Origin of the sequence: Megasphaera massiliensis, assembly GCF_000455225.1 — a bacterium.
GTDB lineage: Bacteria > Bacillota > Negativicutes > Veillonellales > Megasphaeraceae > Megasphaera > Megasphaera massiliensis.
The window spans coordinates 42,616-59,405 of sequence record NZ_HF954532.1 but is presented as its reverse complement, the minus strand read 5'-3'; the positions used below and the strand labels follow the sequence as shown (position 1 = coordinate 59,405).

Below are 16,790 nucleotides of genomic sequence, written 5' to 3'. Positions count from 1 at the left end.
GTTATTTTTTGAGTATAATGAAATTGGTTCAAGCGCCTTTTTTTTGCGACGCCATGTAGATCGTTTATTCTTCGTCAATCCGTTCAATCTTGAAGAGGACCGGTCTGGTGCCGTCGCTGCAGCAGGCAATCATCGTGTTTTCTTCCTTCATCCAGCCCTTCATGATCGATCCGCCTTGTAGGCCGGCGTAGATATAGCGGGAGATGGCATCCCAGGCTTCGGAGCAATGGGGAATCTTCGGGCCGCCGGCCGTCGTGTCCGGATTACCGTGAGAGGTCACTAAGGTATCGAGGCCCATGCGCCAGAAGGAGTCGTTTTCTTCATTTCGTTCGAAGATGTACTCGTCGCCGACGTGGTAGCAGGGACAGGCACCGGAATTGGGATCGGCACAGTACTGCTGCTGGAGTTCGGGATATAGTTTTTTGTCGAGGATAGTAACTTTTACTTTGTGCTTCATGATAGGTCTCCTTTTCTGATAAAATAAGGGTAATCGATTGACAAACGAGGTGAGGACATGGCTATTACGCCGAAATATATTTTTGCCGAGGATTTCCGCGATTTAGAAGACTATTTTCTGTCTTGCCCTCATAAGGAGGTTTCCTTCGAAAAGGGCGACTATCTTTGGAAGCCCGGCGAGCCTTATGGGCGCATCCATTATTTAAAAACGGGTGTTGTCCAAAACTACTTGGAGCATGAAATGGGCTATCGGAAAATTCTTTATTTCCATGCCGGCGGGACGGTATTTCCCGGTTTTCACTACCAAAATTATAAGATTGAAGAATCTCTTTTAAGCCAAGCATTGACCCTGGTGGAGGCCTTGGAGTTTACGATGGCTCAGTTTGAGACTATGTTTGGCGAGAACGAAGCGTTGCGGCACCATATCATCGAATGGTACAGCGCCTATGTCAACCTATTTATTTACGACGGCGCTCACCAAGAGTTTAACAGCTCTCTTGTAAAACTGTGCAACCTCCTCTATCTGCTCCTCTTGCGAGAAGCGGATGAACAGGGGCAGAACCTGTATAATCTGACCCAAGAGGACTTGGCCGACATCCTCGGCGTCAGCCTGATCAACGTCACCCGGAACCTGACTAAACTGCGCCGGGCCGGCATCATCACGACCAGCCGCAAGCAGATTGCTGTCATCGATGCCGAACGACTCATGGCCCTTTGTTCCGGTGAGACCCTGTCTTTTTAGCATTATAGATCATTCCGGTCAGGTGGCTCTACATCAAATGACGCAGACTGGAAATTTTATTGAACGGGGAAATAGTTGACAAACAGGGGACTCGTAGCGCAATATGATGGTGTAATCATTTTGTCAGGAAGAAGGTGTGCCATGAAGGGAACGAAAATCTATTATGTTTACTTTATTCTGAGTCAGGTCATTTGGGGCGTGCTTCCGGCCTTTTGGCTGCTTTTGCGTCAGCTGCCGCCGCTGTATACGCTGGCATCTCGTATTATTTGGGCTTCGGTATTCTGCTTTTTCTTGATTCTCCAAAAACATCTCCTGCCGGGCCTGAAAGGCGTTGCCAAGGAGCGCTGGCAGTGGCCTTATATTGCCGGGGCCTGTATCTTTATCACCCTTAACTGGGGTTCTTATATTTACGCGACGACGCGGGGCTTTATTCTGCAAGCAAGTCTGGCCTATTTTATCAATCCTATCGTCGTCGTCTTTTTTGGAGGCCTGATTTTCCGGGAAAAACTGCGTCCTATCCAGAAGCTGTCCATCTTTGTGGCCGGTCTTGGATTGGCCCTGGCCTTTTTTATCTATGGCGTCGTGCCTTGGCTGTCCTTTATCATTTGCCTGACCTGGGCGACGTACAGTATGATTAAGAAAAAGGTCGTCCTCGACAGTCAGGTATCGGTCTTTATCGAATCCTTTTCCATGGTCCCCCTGGCCTTGGCATTTATTCTCTTTAGTGAAGCCAATGGTATCGGTGCGGCAGGCACATTCAGCGGTTGGCAATGGCTGCTCCTGCCGGCGACAGGCGTCGTTACGGCCGTTCCGATGATGCTCTTTTCGGCCGGTGTCAAAGGCATTCCCATGACGACGGGCGGCATCTTAATGTATTTTTCACCGAGCATTACCTTGATTATCGGCGTCTTGTCCGGCGAAGTCATTACCGAACCGCTCCTGTTGACCTTCTGCTTTGCCTGGGTGGCGGTGGCCCTTTACATGTACGGAATTTATCAAACCATCCATCGTCTTCGTCAAACGACATAACAACATAACAACATAAAAAAAGAGGCTGTGCCGGAATGAGGCTTTTCATCCACATTCTATGCACAGTCTCTGTTGCATTCCGGATATTATTTTTTGATGCGCTTATAGTCGCTGTCGAAATAGCGGCCGGCACGGATATCGTCGGTCATGCCTTTGTAAGGCGCTTCGGCAATGACGTCTTCGTTGTTTTGGCCGGCCTTGCCAATGTAGGTAATGGTGGCGAATTCCGGGACTAACAGTTTCGGATAGGTGGCGTATTTTTCTCGGGATTCATGCATGAGATCGAGATGTTCATTTTGGTAGCAGACCGTAATTTCCGGATGTTCTTCGACCCATTTCGGGAAGAAAATGGTGCCGTGCATCTTCTTTTCATTGGGCATGAAATCGAGGGCGACGTCGGTGCCGGTCGGTTCCGTCCAGGTAACTTTAAAAACGCCGTCGGTCAATTTCACGATATCGGCCGGCTGGTCCGTTACCCAACGGCCGGCGACCATGCCGCCGTGAATGCGGTAATCAACGGTGTGGTCGTTTTTGGCATACCATTCGTACTCCCAGCCGTTATCGTAGGTGTAAATAAAATGGGTGCCTAAAAAATCGTCTAATTCTTTGAATTCCATGGTCATAACCTCCTGTATCTTGAACCCCTGTGAAGGATAGGGCAATGTATGATAAATGCTTAAATTATAACATGTAAATAATTACATGTTTGTTTACACTGCATATGATATACTTAGTAATAGGAAAAGTCAAGGTTTGGTTTAACTATTTTTACTCATCCGAAATTTGAAAGAGGTGAACTGTCGTGGCTCAAAAGAATACATTGAGATATGTCATTTTAGGGTTACTGTCAAAGGAGCCCCTGGCGGGCTATGATATAAAGAAAGCCTTTGAAGGCGAAATCGGTGATTTTTGGTACTCCAATCACAGCCAAATCTATCCGGAGCTCAGTCGCATGGAACAGGACGGCTTCATCATCGGTCATGAAGAGGTTGTCGGCAGTAAGCTGACTAAGAAAAAGTACACCATTACGGCGGCCGGGAAAGCCTTATTTAATGAATGGCTGGCGGAATCGTTGAGTTCGCTGCCGCCGACGCGAGACGAATTTGCCATGAAGGTCTATTTTATGGATTCGTCAGAGAATCCGCTGCTGGTGGCGTTGTTTCAGGAAGAAATTTTGCGCCATGAAGAAAAACTCGATTATTTGCAGTCGCGCTGGAAGGCATTATTTGCCGAAAAAGGAAAGGAAGAGACTCACTTCGGCCATGCCTTGATTTTAGAGCGGGCCATTCGCCGCGAACAAGATCTGTTAGCCTGGCTCCATGAGGCTTATAAACGGCTGCCGGGTAAAAATCAATAAGGTTCGTAACGAAAGAGGGGCCTGAAGGGCCAAAAAAACGCTCCCTACCGTCAAATTTTTTATCGCTGACGGTAGGGAGCGTTCGTTTTATATCGTTTTTTTCTTACGTTAGCCGCCTATTTACTTTCAAAGAAGGCTTTATAGGCGAGGTAGCCGCTGTAGGCATCGGCCTTGGCCACGATTTCTAAAGGAGCGTGCATGCTGTGCATGGCAACGCCGCAGTCGACGACGTCGCAGCCCCAGTCGGCCATGATGTAGGCGATGGTTCCGCCGCCGCCCTGGTCGACTTTGCCGAGTTCGCCGACCTGCCAGGGCACTTCGTTTTCGTTGAAGATGCTGCGGATCTTAGCCATGAATTCGGCGTTGGCATCGTTGCTGCCGCCCTTGCCGCGGGCGCCGGTGTATTTGCACAGGCAGATGCCGTAGCCTAATTGGGCCGAGTTTTGCTTTTCGTAGGCGTCGGCAAAGACGGGATCGAAGGCGGCCGAGACGTCGGCCGACAAGACTTCACTGTTGCGCATCGTCCGGCGCAGCCAGATTTCTTCCGGATGATTTTGAAGGGCCAGGAGTTCGGCAATGAAGTCCGGGAAGTACGAGGACTGGACGCCGGTGTTGCCGACGGAGCCGATTTCTTCTTTATCGGCGAAGAGGGCGACCTGTGTCTTTTCGCCGGCCTTGGCATCGAGGATAGCGGCCAGGTTGGCATAGGAGCAGACGCGGTCGTCGTGACCGTGGGACATGATCATCGAGCGGTCGAGACCGACGTCGCGGCTCTTGACGGCCGGGATGATTTCCAGTTCAGCACTGGTGAAGTCTTCTTCTTCGATGTCGTATTTTTCTTTTAAGAGGGTCAAGATGGCCGGTTTCGTCTTTTCTTCTTCCGTGTGAATGCCGACGAGGGGCATGAGCATTTCACCGCTGATGGCTTCGCTCAGTTTTTTTGCGGCCTGATCCTTGCCGAGATGGGGCAGGAGGTCATTGATGAAGAGGACGGGATCGTTAGGATCTTCACCGATGGAGACGTCGATTCGCGTTCCATCTGCCTTATAGACGACGCCGATGAGGGAGAGAGGCATGCAGACCCACTGGTACTTCAGGACGCCGCCGTAATAATGGGTTTTTAAGTAGACGATTTTATCCTGTTCAATGACCGGAATCGCCTTGACGTCGAGGCGGGGGCAGTCAATGTGGGAGCCGACAATCTTGAGGCCTTCTGCAATGGGCGAGGAGCCGATGACGGCTAAGATGACCGATTTTCCCTTTTGGTCCCAATAGACTTTATCGCCGGCCTTGAGGCTGGTATAGTCGCTGAGGGGCTTAAAGCCGGCTTCCCTGGCTTGGCGGAGTATTTCTTTGTTGGCCAGGCGTTCCGTCCGGGCTGTGTCGAGAAATTGACGGTATTGGTTGCTGTACGTTTCCATCTGGTAGCGCTGTTCGGCTGAAAAGCGGGACCAGGCACTGTTTTCAGTATCAAATGCTTTCATGAGTGATCCTCCTTTAAACATATTATTGTCTATTATACTCCAAATCAGTCCACTTTGTCGCGGGTATTGAAATCTTATCCCCGGATGCATACTATTCTTTACTGAATAAAATAAAAGAAACTATTGTATTATTATAAAAACAGTGGTATTATTAACCATATTTTATAAATAAAAATTCATAAATAGGGGGATTTATGATGATGGATAAGAGGGGTATAAAGAAGATAATAAACGAAGTTACGCCGGATATTATTGCCATGCGGCGTCATATTCATGAAAATCCAGAGCTATCCGGTGAAGAAGTGAATACGGCGGCCTTTATGGCGGAAAAACTCCGCTCTTTCGGCGTGGAGGTGGAGGAACACGTCGCCGGTACGACGGCTGTTTTGGGCTATTTAAAAGGGGGGAAGCCGGGCCCGGTCATCGCTTTGCGGGCCGATATGGATGCCTTGCCGATGACGGAAGAAACGGGACTTCCCTTTGCGTCGAAGTCTCCCGGCAAGATGCATGCCTGCGGCCACGACGGCCACATGAGCATTCTCCTCGGGGCAGCGGAAGTGCTGAGCCGGATAAAGGACGACCTTTCGGGGACGGTCGTCTTCATTTGCCAGCCGTCTGAAGAAAAATCACCTGTCGGCGGTGCTAAGGGGTTGATTGCGTCCGGGGCTCTCGACGGCATCGACGCCGTCTACGGCCTCCACGTCTGGCCGACCTTGCCCAGCGGTGCTATTGGGGTCTTGCCGGGGCCGATGATGGCTGCATCGGATCACATTCGCATCGTCATGAAAGGCAAGACCAGTCACGCCGCCATGCCTCATAAAGGGGTAGATACCATCGTTGCGGCAGCTCAGTTCCTGACCGCGGCCCAGACCATCGTCAGCCGTCGGGTAAATCCATTGTATCCGGCGGTCTTGACCTTCGGTAAGATCACCGGCGGTACGCGGTACAACGTCGTTGCCGACACCGTGGAAATTGAAGGGACTTGCCGGACCTATCATGAAGAAGCACAAGATGCTGTCGAAACGTATCTTCAGGATACACTGAAGGGCATGGACGCCATGTACGGGACGGAAAGCACCCTTTATTACGAACGGGGCTATGCAGCTGTCCGCAATACGCCGGCTCAGGCCGATTTTATTGCCGGCGTCGTCCGTCAGTGTCTGGGAGACGAAGGATTGGCGGATGTTCAGGAACCGGCTATGACGGCTGAAGATTTTTCAGGATACCTGCAGCACTTTGACGGGGGCTTTTTCTGGCTCGGTGCGACGCCCCAGGGGCAGACGGTCTATCCCCTGCACAATACACATTTTGCCGTCGATGAAAAATGCCTGCCCATCGGTGTCGAAATCATGGTATCCTTAGTACTTGCAAAAACGGCATAAAATATAACGTAAAGATCTCCTATGACTAGCAGTCACAGGAGATCTCTTTTTTTGCATAATTCTTTTCTTTTTTAGAAAGAATTATTTTTTTACCTTTTAGGGGAAAGGGGATGGCTATAGTGTCACTAAGAAATAATAATAATGGTTATCAGTGATAAAGTTTCAATCTTTTAAGAATACTCATAGATGTAGGCTACATCTTAATTTTTTAGCATACCCATAACTCTTGACTTTTTTTGTCCAAAAAAATATGATAGAGGCAAGAATTACAAATACTAATTACGAATACGGAGTGCTTTTTATGTTTATGAATCGGCAAACGGATTATGCGTTGCGGATGTTGCGTGCCTTGACGGACGAAAAACAGCATAGTGTGCGTTCGCTGGCCGAAGATGAACAGGTTCCGCAGGCATTTACTTACAAGATCCTAAAAAAACTATCGCAAGCTGGGCTTGTTAAGCTTTCCAGAGGACCGGGAGGTGGTTGCCACTTAGTCGAAGATTTAAAGAACGTCAGCCTCTATGACCTGATTACGATTATGGAGGGTGATGCCCATGTAACGGCATGCATGCAGGGTTCGTATGATTGTGAATGGCGCAGGACTCACGGGATTTGCAAAATCCACTTGAACTTGTGCGTCGTTCAAGAAGAAATCAATCAAAAGCTGCGTGCAAAAAGCCTGTGGGAAATCATAGGAAAGAATAGTTAATCAAGTTGTATCCATAAAGGAGGAGTATGATATGCTGTTTCAAACAACTGCCGAACATGAAGCCTTACGAAAAGAGATCCGCAAATTTGCGGAAGCGGAAGTAAAACCGATCGCCTTTTCGCTGGACCAGAACAATGAATTTCCGGATGAAATCGTAAAGGCTATGGGCAAACATGGCTGGATGGGTCTCCCGTATCCGAAGGAATACGGCGGTGCAGGCCTCGATGTCACGAGCTATGCCATTGCTGTTGAAGAATTCTCCCGCGTTGACGGCGGTGTCGGCGTTATCCTGTCGGCTCACACCTCGTTGGGCACGTATCCGATCGCAGCCTTCGGGAATGAAGAACAGAAGAAAAAATACTTGGTTCCTTTAGCAAAAGGGGAAAAACTGGGCGCCTTCGGTTTGACTGAAGAAAATGCAGGTTCCGATGCCGGCGGTACGGAAACGACGGCTGTCGATAAAGGGGACTACTACCTGCTCAACGGTGGTAAGATCTTCATCACCAATGCTCCGAAAGCTGATATTTACGTCGTCTTCGCTGTTACGACTCCGGATATCGGCACCAAAGGCATTTCGGCCTTCATCGTAGAAAAAGGCTGGGAAGGCTTCAGCTTCGGCGACCATTACGATAAATTAGGTATTCGCTCGTCTTCGACGGCAGAATTGATTTTCAATGACGTCAAAGTTCCGAAAGAAAACCTGCTCGGCAAAGAAGGCCAGGGCTTCAAGATCGCTATGGCAACTCTCGACGGCGGCCGTATCGGTATCGGTGCTCAGGCACTGGGTATCGCTCAGGGCGCTTATGAAAGTGCACTTGACTATGCCAAAGAACGTATCCAGTTCGGTCAGCCTATCGGCATTCACCAGGGCATTTCCTTTAAATTGGCAGATATGGCAACGAAGCTGCGCGCTTCCCGTTACCTGATTTATTCGGCAGCTGAATTAAAAGAAAAACACGAACCGTACAGCATGGAAGCGGCTATGGCTAAGATGTACGCTTCGGATTCGGCCATCGAAATCACCAACGAAGCCCTTCAGATCTTCGGCGGCTCCGGCTTCTTGAAAGGCATGGACGTCGAACGTGCTTACCGCGATGCTAAGATCACGACGATCTATGAAGGTACCAATGAAATTCAGCGCGTCGTCATTGCTGCTCACTTGTTGGGCAAAATCGGCAAAGCAGATGGTGGTGCCGGCCGCAGCTCGGCTCCGAAGAAAGCAGCTCCGGTTACGGGGATCCGTAAAAACCAGTTGTTTCGCGACGGAAGCGCAAAAGACAAAGTCAAAGCCCTCGCAGACGCCCTCAGACATGACGGATATGACTTCTCCGTCGGTATTGCAGCAGATACGCCTATTGTTGAGGCAGAACGTGTTGTCTCAGCTGGCAAGGGCATTGGGAAAAAAGAAAACATGAAGCTTATCGAAGATTTGGCAAAGGCTGCCGGGGCTGCTATCGGCTCGTCCCGTCCGGTTGCTGAAACCCTCCGCTATGTACCGCTCAATCGCTATGTCGGCATGTCCGGCCAGAAGTTCACGGGCAACTTATACATTGCCTGCGGTATTTCCGGTGCGAAACAGCATTTGAAAGGCATCAAAGATGCATCTACAATTGTAGCTATCAATAAAAACGGCAACGCTCCAATCTTTAAAAACTGCGACTACGGTATCGTCGGCGACGTTCAGGAAATCCTGCCGCTCTTAGCACAGGAACTCGGCCTGGAAGATAAAAAGCCGGCTCCGCCGATGGTTAAGATGAAACGCCCGGTCGTTCCTAAACCGGAACCGATTGGCCCGAAATATGTCTGCAACGGCTGCGGCTATGTCTATATTCCTGAATTAGGTGATGAAGAAGCTGATATTGCACCGGGAACCTTGTTCAAGGACCTGCCTGATGATTGGGTTTGCCCGGAATGCGCTGAAGAAAAGAGTCATTTTATTCAAGAATAGTGCGGCGAAAGGAGTCGATAAATTATGTATTGCGTACGCAAAGTAACAAAAGATGTTTCTTGGGTCGGTGCTAATGACCATAGATTACATTTGTTTGAAAATATTCACCCCATTCCCTTGGGCGTTTCTTATAATGCTTACCTCTTGCTCGACGAAAAGACGGTATTGTTTGACACGGTTGACTGGGCTGTCTGCCGTCAGTTCTTAGAAAACGTAGAACACGTTCTCAACGGCCGCGACCTCGATTATATGGTCATTAACCATATGGAACCGGACCACTGCGCCAGCATGGAAGAAATCGTTCTCCGCTATCCGAATGTTAAAATCATCAGCACGGAAAAATCCTTCATGCTCATGCGTCAGTTCGGATTTAAAATCGATAACCAGGAATTGATCGAAGTCAAGGAAGGCGACACGACGACCTTCGGTAAACATACCGTAACCTATGTAGAAGCTCCGATGGTTCACTGGCCGGAAGCTATGGTCACCCTCGACCTCACCGACGGCATCCTCTTCTCGGCAGACGCCTTCGGTTCCTTCATCGCTCTTGACGGCAAACTGTTCGCCGATGAAGTTAACTTCGACCGCGATTGGCTCGATGAAGCACGCCGTTATTACACCAACATCGTCGGCAAATACGGCCCTCACGTACAGCACCTCTTGGGCAAAGCTGCGACGGTCTTGGATAAAATCAAAGTCATTTGCCCGCTCCATGGTCCGGTCTGGAGAAAAGACTTCGGCTATCTGCTCGACAAATATCAGCGCTGGAGCACGTATACACCGGAAGAAAAAGGCGTCCTCATTGCCTACTCTTCGATGTACGGCAACACGGAAGCTGCTGCTCAGAACTTGGCTTCGAGACTTTGCGAAAAGGGCGTTACCAATATCCGGATCTGCGACGTTTCTTCAACTCACGTTTCGGAATTGATTTCCCAGTCCTTTAAGCTCTCTCACTTGGTACTGGCTTCGGTAACGTATAACCTGGGCATCTATCCGGTCATGCTGGACTTCCTCGAACACATGAAGGCTCTTCACGTACAGAATCGGACGATTGCCTTGATCGAAAACGGCTCTTGGGCTGTAAAATCCGGCGATTTGATGCAGGAATTCATCGACAATAACCTGTCTAATATGACCATCCTCAATGAACGCCTGTCCCTCGCTTCGGCCATGCATGACGACAAAGCGGTAGAACTGGAACACTTAGCTGACGCTTTGGTCGAAAGCATTAACAACACTGACGTAAAATAATCATACTCTTTCTCTTCCCTGAGATTGGACTCGGATTTCTATCCGGGTCCAATTTTTTATGTTTTTAGAATTTGCATAATAATTTTTAAAAAAATGCAAGAGAAAAAAGGAATCTGCCTGCCTTACAGCGAATATATAATAGTAACTGATTCCATAGGAGGCGATTGTTTTATGAAAGAATACACAAGTGATAAAATTCGCAACGTTGCTGTACTTTCGCACGATGGCGCCGGCAAAACGGCGGTTGTTGAATCGTTACTGCTGGCCTGCGGTGCTGTCGATGCCGTCGGCGTCGGTAAAGACAACAAGCATATTATGGATTATGAACCGGAAGAAATTAAGCGTAACGTAACGATTCAGCTCAGTATTGCTCCTTGCGAATGGGAAGGCTATAAACTGAATTTCCTCGATACGCCGGGGTACTCTGAATTTTGCGGTGAAGTTCGCGCTGCCCTCAGAGCCAGTGACGGCATTCTGTTGGTCGTATCGGCAGAATCGGGCGTCGAAATGGATACCGAACGGGCTTGGGACTACGGTCTCGAATTGAAACTGCCGCGCATGGTCTATGTCAATAAGATGGATGTAGAACACGCTGACTTTTTTGGCTGCTTGGAAAAACTGCGCTCCGTATTCGGTAAATCCATCATGCCTCTTCAGATTCCGATCGGTGAAGGTAAAGATTTCCGCGGAATTATCGACGTTTGCAAAATGGTCGCCTGGGAATGGAATAACGGACAATGCACGGAAATTAAAGTTCCGCCGGAATACATGGCCAAGGCTCGTGAAGTGCGTGAAATGTGCATGGAAGCCGCTGCGGAAGGCGACGATGAACTGTTGGAAAAATACCTCAACGGCGATGAACTGACCATCGAGGAACTCCGCAAGGGACTCTATCAAGGGATGCTTACGGGCCGCGTCTGCCCGCTGATGTGCGGCAGTGCTATCCACCATATCGGTACGGCTGAACTCCTGCGCCGTATCATTACCTACATGCCCGATGCTTCGCAGAAGGTCATGATGGGGACCGATAAGAAGACGGAAGAACCGGTCATGGTATATCCCAATAAACCCTTTACGGCTTTCGTATTTAAAACCGTCGTCGATCCCTTTGCTGGAAAGCTCAGCTATGTCCGCATTTTCTCGGGCGAACTCAAAGAAGGCGACCGGCTCTATAACGTAACCCAGGGCGAAGATGAAAAGATGGGCAAGGTACTGACCTTGGTCGGTAAGGAACCGATTCCCGTTCCCGTTGCTGTTGCCGGCGATATCGTTGTCCTGCCGAAACTGGCTCATGCCCGTACCGGCGATACCTTTGCATCTCCTGATTTCCAAGTGACCTATGATCCCATTCGTTTCCCCAACCCGCTCCATACGGTAGCCCTGGTTCCGGAAAAGAAAGGCGAAGAAGAAAAATTGATGAACGCCCTCTTGCGGATCAGTGAAGAAGATCCGACATGCACCATCGACAAGAGCGTAGAAGGAAAACAGCTCATCGTTCGCTGCATGGGCGACGTCCACCTCGATCACATCCTCATCAAGATTGAACGGAAATACGGTGTGAAAGCGAAACAGGAAGAACTGTACATTCCTTATCGGGAAACGATTAAGGAAAAGGCGACGGCCGAAGGCAAACATAAGAAACAGAGTGGCGGTCACGGTCAGTTCGGTCACGTATTCCTCGATATCGAACCGCTCACGACGGGTGAACCCTTTGAATTCGTCGATAAGATTTTTGGCGGCGCCGTCCCGAGACAGTACATTCCGGCCGTTGAAAAAGGTGTTCGTGAAACCTTGGAAAAGGGACTTATTGCCGGCTTCCCGATGATCAATGTCAAAGTCACTCTGACGGATGGTTCCTATCACCCGGTCGACTCTTCAGAAATGGCCTTTAAGGTCGCTGCCGGCCAGGCGTTAAAGAAGGCCGTACCGGAAGCTAAACCGATTCTCTTGGAACCGATTTACAACGTCGACGTCGTCATCCCTGAAGATTATATGGGCGATGTCATGGGCGACTTCAGCAGCCGCCGCGGCCGAATCCTCGGTATGGAACACCATCGTAACCGCAAGGGCATCATCGTCGTAAAGGCACAGGTTCCCTTGGCTGAAATGCGGGATTACGTAACGATTCTTCGCTCCATGACACAGGGCAAGGGTACCTTCAATATGGAATTCTATGCCTATGAAGAAGTACCGAAAAAAATCATGGATGAAATCATTGAAAAGAGACAGGCCGAATAGAACGGAAGCCTATCTTGCTATATGGTAAAAGGGGGCACTGCCGGGAGAATTTCTTTCGGTCAGTGCCTTTTTTCTACTCGATCGCTATAGGCGCGGTAACTTATGAATGTCCCTGCACTTGAACATATCATCATGTAGGAGATGGTATGTTCGTAAGTTGATTCTAATGAGGCCGGGTGTGATATAATAAAAATAAACATTAATATCAGGGAGGAAAGCTTATGATGTACCCTTACATGACTTTGGCGGACGATACGGAGATTACGCATTCGTCAATCCAGGGAGACGGAACCGTAAAAGTGTATATTGAAACACCGTGTAATGGAGGTTTTAATCATGCAACTTGCATCCTGCCCAACTATAAATGGCAGGATATTCAAGGATATTCAGAGTCTGATATCAAGGAATGGGATGCTTTCGTTCACGATAATTCGCATTTAATCTCTCCGCGTTAATCCTCTACCTCTTAAGGTAGGGGATTAACGCGGGTCTGGCGAATTTACGCAAGTAATGGAGCCAGACAGATTGGCTGCAGTGTCATTCTATGATGTCATCAGTCGTATAAGGCATAAGGTAGTGATATATCATGGAATTAGACAATAATAATCATTCAGTATTCTTGCTTCATTACCATTTGGTCTTATTCGTGAAATATCGACGCAAGGTGTTTTCCGAATCCCTGAGTCAGTTTTCAAAGGATATTTTTGTGAGAATCGGTGCTTCTTATCATATCACTTTGGAAGAATGGAATCATGACCAAGATCATGTACATATCCTATTTCGTGGACATCCGAATACGGAACTGTCAAAGTTCATCAACGCCTATAAGCGTGCCAGCTCCAGACTCATCAAAAAGGATTTTTCGGAGGTCCGTCAAAAGCTCTGGAAAGAGATGTTCTGGTCGCGTAGTTTTTTCCTTTTGCCCCCTGGCGGTGCTCCCATAGAAATCATCCGAAAGTACATCGAACATCAAGGACGGTGAATCGTATGAATCTGGCCTACCGCTATCGTCTGTATCCGACAATCGAACAAAAAAAGCCTGTTTGCCAAGACGTTCGGCTGTGTCCGGTTCATCTACAATAAGATGCTCGATGACCGCCTAGACTGTTACCAGAAGACCGGCAAAAAGCTGAACAATACGCCGGCACAGTATAAGGCAGAATATCCCTGGCTCAAGGAAGTGGACAGTCTGGCATTAGCCAATGCTCAGTTGAACCTCAATCGGGCCTACAATAATTTCTGGAAAAATCCGAAGCATTTTGGCAAGCCGCGTTTCAAGTCCCGAAAGAGCGGCTGCTTCGCATATTCTACGAATAACCAGAAGGGGTCCGTACGTATCGAAGATGGCAAGATCAAACTGCCAAAAGTCGGCTGGGTGAAACTTCGCCAGCATCGTCCACTCATGCCAAACAGTATCATAAAGACCGTTACTATTCGCAAAACACCCGCTGGAAAATACTATATCAGTATATTGGTCGAGTACGAAAATCAAGTGCTCCCCATAATACCAAAGCGTTTTCTGGGACTGGATTTTGCTATGAAGGGTCTTTACGTGGCTTCGGACGAACCGGATGCTGCTTATCCTGATTTTCTGCGCAAAGCCGAGAAAAAATTGGCTAAAGCGCAAAGAATCCTGAGTCGAAGGGCTAAGGACAGTAAAAATCGCGAGAAACAAAGAAAACGAATCGCTGTACTGCATGAGAAAGTAGCGAATCAGCGCCGCGATTTTCTGCACAAGAAATCCCGCTTTCTTGTCGGCCGCTATGATGCTATTGGGATCGAAGATATCTCCCTCAAGGCGATGGCCAAACATAAGAAAGGCCGTAAATTCAGCTTCGGCAAATCCGTAGCCGATAATGGATGGAGTCTTTTTGTGCAGATGCTTTCCTATAAGCTTGCCTGGCAGGGAAAACCTCTGGTTAAAATCGATAAATGGTATCCCAGCAGCCAGATTTGTCATCGCTGTGGGTATCAAAATACGGATACAAAAGACTTATCGGTTCGCGAGTGGACGTGTTCGGAATGTGGGATACATCATCATCGTGATAAGAATGCTGCCATAAACATTCGCGAAGAAGCAAAACGTATAGTGCTAGCTTGAGCTTCAGATATATACCGTGGGTCGCACGGGAATCTACGCCTGTGGAGAGTGTGTAAGACGCGTAGTTCTTCGGAGCTGCAGCGCTGTTCTCGTAGAATCAGGAAGCTCCCGCCTTTTAGGCGGAAGTACGTTCACTTATGCAATTAGCCGCTGAAGGCGGTATTCATAACCTTTATTTAGAATCGGTCCCTATGTGATTTATTTTTGGTCGAATGAAAACTACCCTATTGAACCTATACATGTTCATATTGCAGAGGGAACTCCTGCCAAAAATGCGACAAAAATTTGGATTACGAGTAAAGGTGGAGCTCTATTGTGTAATAATAATTCTAGGATTCCGAAATCGGCTTTGAACTTTTTATTAAGAAGTATTGAAGCAAATCACAAGTTAATCGTAAAAAGGTGGATAGAACATTTTGAAGAAATCACTTTTTACTGCTAAAAATAGGTTCGCATATTGTGGACCTATTTTTTGTTTGCGCAAATTCTGTCTCCGCGGCAGCATCTGGAATAACTATGCGTAATTAGCATGTGATACTTTACTGTAACGCTTGTAACGGCCGGCTGTGCGGCGTATAATATGACTATAAGTAAACGTAAAACGTCGTACTATGCAATTAGTATAGATACTATGGAAAGGGTGATTTCTATGTCTCAATGGACAGACATGTACAAACAAAAATTGATGACCCCTGAAGAGGCGGTCAAAGTCGTAAAATCAGGCGACTGGGTAGATTACGGTATGGGTACGACCCAGCCGGTTCTCCTCGACCAGGCCTTGGCAGCCCGGCGGGACGAACTGCAGGACGTAAAAGTCCGCATGTGTCTTTCCGTCGCTCCCCGTCAAATCATTGAACAGGATCCGGACCGCAAAGCCTTTACGGCCATGAACTGGCATATGGGCGGCTATGACCGGAAAAAATGCGCACTCGGCCAGATGAACTTCATCCCCATGTGCTATCGCAATAAACCGTCCATGTACCGTGACCTCCTTGACGTCGACGTGGCCCTCATCACGGTCGGCCCTATGGATAAACACGGGTTCTTCAACTTCGGCCTGGCTGTATCGGCAACGGAAGCGATTACCCAGAAGGCTAAGAAAGTCATCGTCGAAGTCAATGAAGCTATGCCTCGCGTCCTCGGCGGCCGCGGCGAATGCATTCATATCAGCGACATCGACGGTATCGTCGAATACGGCAATCATCCGTTGGCAACGATTCCCTTTGCCACGGGGGACGATATCGACGCCACCATTGCCAAAATGATCGTTGAACAGGTTCCTAACGGTGCGACCCTGCAGCTGGGCATCGGCAGCCTGCCGAATACGATCGGCGCCCTCTTGTCTGAATCGGACTTGAAGGATTTGGGTGTTCACACGGAAATGCTCGTCGACGCCTTCTATCTGATGTATAAGAACGGTCAGCTGACTAACCGCCGCAAGGCTTTTTGCCCCAATAAGGTAAGCTGGTCCTTTGCCCTCGGCACGCAGGACCTCTATGACTGGATGGATGACAACCCGTACCTGGCAGCTTACCCGGTAGACGTCATCAACGACCCCTTTGTCATCGCTCAGATGGATAACTTCATCTCTATCAATAACTGTATCGAAGTCGACCTCTTCGGCCAGGTTTCTTCCGAATCGTCAGGAACGCAGCAGATCAGCGGCAGCGGCGGCCAGCTCGACTTTACGGACGGCGCTTATCGTTCGCCGGGCGGCAAGAGCATCATCGCCCTTCGCTCGACCTTCCACAATAAGAAGACCGGCCGCGATGAATCGCGTATCCTGCCGACCCTCGCTCCGGGAACGACCGTTACCGACCCGCGGTCCCAGATCAACTTTGTCGTTACCGAATACGGCATGGTCAATCTCATGGGGGCTTCGACGTGGGAACGGGCAGAACGCCTGATCAGCATTGCTCATCCTGACTTCCGGGAAGACCTCATCAAAGAAGCCGAAAAAATGAAAATTTGGCGCTACAGCAATAAAAAATAAAACCTTTAAATTTACAGGCCGTCCATTTGGGCGGCCTTTTGTAATGCTGAATCTTAGCGCCGGACTATTAAAAACAATAAAACTTTGCTATAATATAATG

At 48.7% G+C, this 16,790-nt stretch carries 16 protein-coding genes and 1 pseudogene; 14 read left to right on the top strand and 3 right to left on the bottom strand.

Going from position 1 to position 16,790, the window contains the following annotated elements; all coding sequences use genetic code 11:
* Window positions 1-64: 64 nt before the first annotated feature.
* On the bottom strand, window positions 65-457 hold the full coding sequence (locus tag TX77_RS00380) for a TIGR04076 family protein (RefSeq protein WP_044502847.1): 393 nt from the start codon (window positions 455-457) through the stop codon (window positions 65-67).
* A 57-nt stretch (window positions 458-514) separates the two neighbouring features.
* Between TX77_RS00380 and TX77_RS00375 the strand changes: the two genes are divergently transcribed.
* Window positions 515-1,198 carry a Crp/Fnr family transcriptional regulator gene (locus tag TX77_RS00375; protein ID WP_044502846.1) on the top strand — a complete coding sequence of 228 codons (684 nt, stop codon included), beginning with the start codon at window positions 515-517 and terminating at the stop codon, window positions 1,196-1,198.
* A gap of 141 nt (window positions 1,199-1,339) precedes the next feature.
* Entirely contained in the window at window positions 1,340-2,227 is an 888-nt protein-coding gene (gene rarD / locus TX77_RS00370) for an EamA family transporter RarD (RefSeq protein ID WP_044502845.1), read from the top strand.
* An 86-nt stretch (window positions 2,228-2,313) separates the two neighbouring features.
* Here rarD and TX77_RS00365 read toward each other — a convergent pair whose 3' ends face one another.
* The gene (locus TX77_RS00365) at window positions 2,314-2,844 is read right to left on the bottom strand and encodes a phenolic acid decarboxylase (RefSeq protein ID WP_230197978.1); all 531 of its coding nucleotides are present in this window, start codon (window positions 2,842-2,844) and stop codon (window positions 2,314-2,316) included.
* Window positions 2,845-3,029: 185 nt separating this feature from the next.
* On the opposite strand from TX77_RS00365, the gene TX77_RS00360 reads away from it, so the two are divergent.
* The gene (locus TX77_RS00360; RefSeq protein WP_044502843.1) at window positions 3,030-3,584 is read left to right on the top strand and encodes a PadR family transcriptional regulator; all 555 of its coding nucleotides are present in this window, start codon (window positions 3,030-3,032) and stop codon (window positions 3,582-3,584) included.
* A 116-nt stretch (window positions 3,585-3,700) separates the two neighbouring features.
* On the opposite strand, the gene TX77_RS00355 is transcribed toward TX77_RS00360, so the two are convergent.
* Window positions 3,701-5,068: an aminopeptidase gene (locus TX77_RS00355; protein ID WP_044502842.1), complete on the bottom strand. Its 1,368-nt coding sequence runs from the start codon at window positions 5,066-5,068 to the stop codon at window positions 3,701-3,703.
* A 197-nt stretch (window positions 5,069-5,265) separates the two neighbouring features.
* Between TX77_RS00355 and TX77_RS00350 the strand changes: the two genes are divergently transcribed.
* The 11 genes and pseudogenes from TX77_RS00350 (at window position 5,266) to TX77_RS00310 (ending at window position 16,690) form a co-directional block, all read left to right on the top strand.
* Window positions 5,266-6,450, top strand: a complete 1,185-nt coding sequence (locus TX77_RS00350; protein ID WP_044502841.1) for a M20 metallopeptidase family protein — start codon at window positions 5,266-5,268, stop codon at window positions 6,448-6,450.
* Window positions 6,451-6,751: 301 nt separating this feature from the next.
* Window positions 6,752-7,159 (top strand): RrF2 family transcriptional regulator, encoded by a 408-nt coding sequence (locus TX77_RS00345; RefSeq protein WP_044502840.1) that lies wholly within the window; start codon window positions 6,752-6,754, stop codon window positions 7,157-7,159.
* 31 nt (window positions 7,160-7,190) lie between these two features.
* Window positions 7,191-9,107, top strand: a complete 1,917-nt coding sequence (locus tag TX77_RS14395) for an acyl-CoA dehydrogenase family protein (protein ID WP_081651665.1) — start codon at window positions 7,191-7,193, stop codon at window positions 9,105-9,107.
* A gap of 24 nt (window positions 9,108-9,131) precedes the next feature.
* Window positions 9,132-10,358, top strand: a complete 1,227-nt coding sequence (locus tag TX77_RS00335; protein WP_044502839.1) for an FprA family A-type flavoprotein — start codon at window positions 9,132-9,134, stop codon at window positions 10,356-10,358.
* A 171-nt stretch (window positions 10,359-10,529) separates the two neighbouring features.
* Window positions 10,530-12,596 (top strand): elongation factor G, encoded by a 2,067-nt coding sequence (gene fusA / locus TX77_RS00330; protein ID WP_044502838.1) that lies wholly within the window; start codon window positions 10,530-10,532, stop codon window positions 12,594-12,596.
* Between the two features lie 221 nt (window positions 12,597-12,817).
* The gene (locus tag TX77_RS00325) at window positions 12,818-13,051 is read left to right on the top strand and encodes a hypothetical protein (RefSeq protein WP_044502837.1); all 234 of its coding nucleotides are present in this window, start codon (window positions 12,818-12,820) and stop codon (window positions 13,049-13,051) included.
* 131 nt (window positions 13,052-13,182) lie between these two features.
* Window positions 13,183-13,578, top strand: a complete 396-nt coding sequence (tnpA, locus tag TX77_RS00320; RefSeq protein ID WP_044502836.1) for an IS200/IS605 family transposase — start codon at window positions 13,183-13,185, stop codon at window positions 13,576-13,578.
* Between the two features lie 24 nt (window positions 13,579-13,602).
* Window positions 13,603-13,680 (top strand): annotated as a pseudogene (locus tag TX77_RS13955) (helix-turn-helix domain-containing protein); the annotation flags it as partial.
* Window positions 13,681-14,697, top strand: coding sequence for a transposase (locus tag TX77_RS00315; protein WP_230197976.1), 1,017 nt, complete (start codon window positions 13,681-13,683; stop codon window positions 14,695-14,697).
* Window positions 14,698-14,890: 193 nt separating this feature from the next.
* Complete coding sequence (locus TX77_RS14290; protein ID WP_353867037.1) at window positions 14,891-15,139, top strand: DUF4160 domain-containing protein; 249 nt, start codon at window positions 14,891-14,893, stop codon at window positions 15,137-15,139.
* 207 nt (window positions 15,140-15,346) lie between these two features.
* A complete protein-coding gene (locus tag TX77_RS00310; protein ID WP_044502835.1) occupies window positions 15,347-16,690 on the top strand; it encodes an acetyl-CoA hydrolase/transferase family protein in 1,344 nt (447 codons plus the stop codon).
* The last annotated feature ends 100 nt before the right edge of the window (window positions 16,691-16,790 follow it).

Bases quoted from the DNA above. Each gene is read 5' to 3' on its own strand.
- TX77_RS00345 (WP_044502840.1), top strand. From the start codon at position 6,752: ATGTTTATGAATCGGCAAACGGATTATGCGTTGCGGATGTTGCGTGCC.
- TX77_RS00375 (WP_044502846.1), top strand. From the start codon at position 515: ATGGCTATTACGCCGAAATATATTTTTGCCGAGGATTTCCGCGATTTA.
- TX77_RS00310 (WP_044502835.1), top strand. From the start codon at position 15,347: ATGTCTCAATGGACAGACATGTACAAACAAAAATTGATGACCCCTGAA.
- TX77_RS00365 (WP_230197978.1), bottom strand. From the start codon at position 2,844: ATGGAATTCAAAGAATTAGACGATTTTTTAGGCACCCATTTTATTTAC.
- fusA (WP_044502838.1), top strand. From the start codon at position 10,530: ATGAAAGAATACACAAGTGATAAAATTCGCAACGTTGCTGTACTTTCG.
- TX77_RS00315 (WP_230197976.1), top strand. From the start codon at position 13,681: ATGCTCGATGACCGCCTAGACTGTTACCAGAAGACCGGCAAAAAGCTG.
- tnpA (WP_044502836.1), top strand. From the start codon at position 13,183: ATGGAATTAGACAATAATAATCATTCAGTATTCTTGCTTCATTACCAT.
- TX77_RS00355 (WP_044502842.1), bottom strand. From the start codon at position 5,068: ATGAAAGCATTTGATACTGAAAACAGTGCCTGGTCCCGCTTTTCAGCC.
- TX77_RS00350 (WP_044502841.1), top strand. From the start codon at position 5,266: ATGATGGATAAGAGGGGTATAAAGAAGATAATAAACGAAGTTACGCCG.
- TX77_RS00325 (WP_044502837.1), top strand. From the start codon at position 12,818: ATGATGTACCCTTACATGACTTTGGCGGACGATACGGAGATTACGCAT.
- TX77_RS00335 (WP_044502839.1), top strand. From the start codon at position 9,132: ATGTATTGCGTACGCAAAGTAACAAAAGATGTTTCTTGGGTCGGTGCT.
- TX77_RS14395 (WP_081651665.1), top strand. From the start codon at position 7,191: ATGCTGTTTCAAACAACTGCCGAACATGAAGCCTTACGAAAAGAGATC.
- rarD (WP_044502845.1), top strand. From the start codon at position 1,340: ATGAAGGGAACGAAAATCTATTATGTTTACTTTATTCTGAGTCAGGTC.
- TX77_RS00380 (WP_044502847.1), bottom strand. From the start codon at position 457: ATGAAGCACAAAGTAAAAGTTACTATCCTCGACAAAAAACTATATCCC.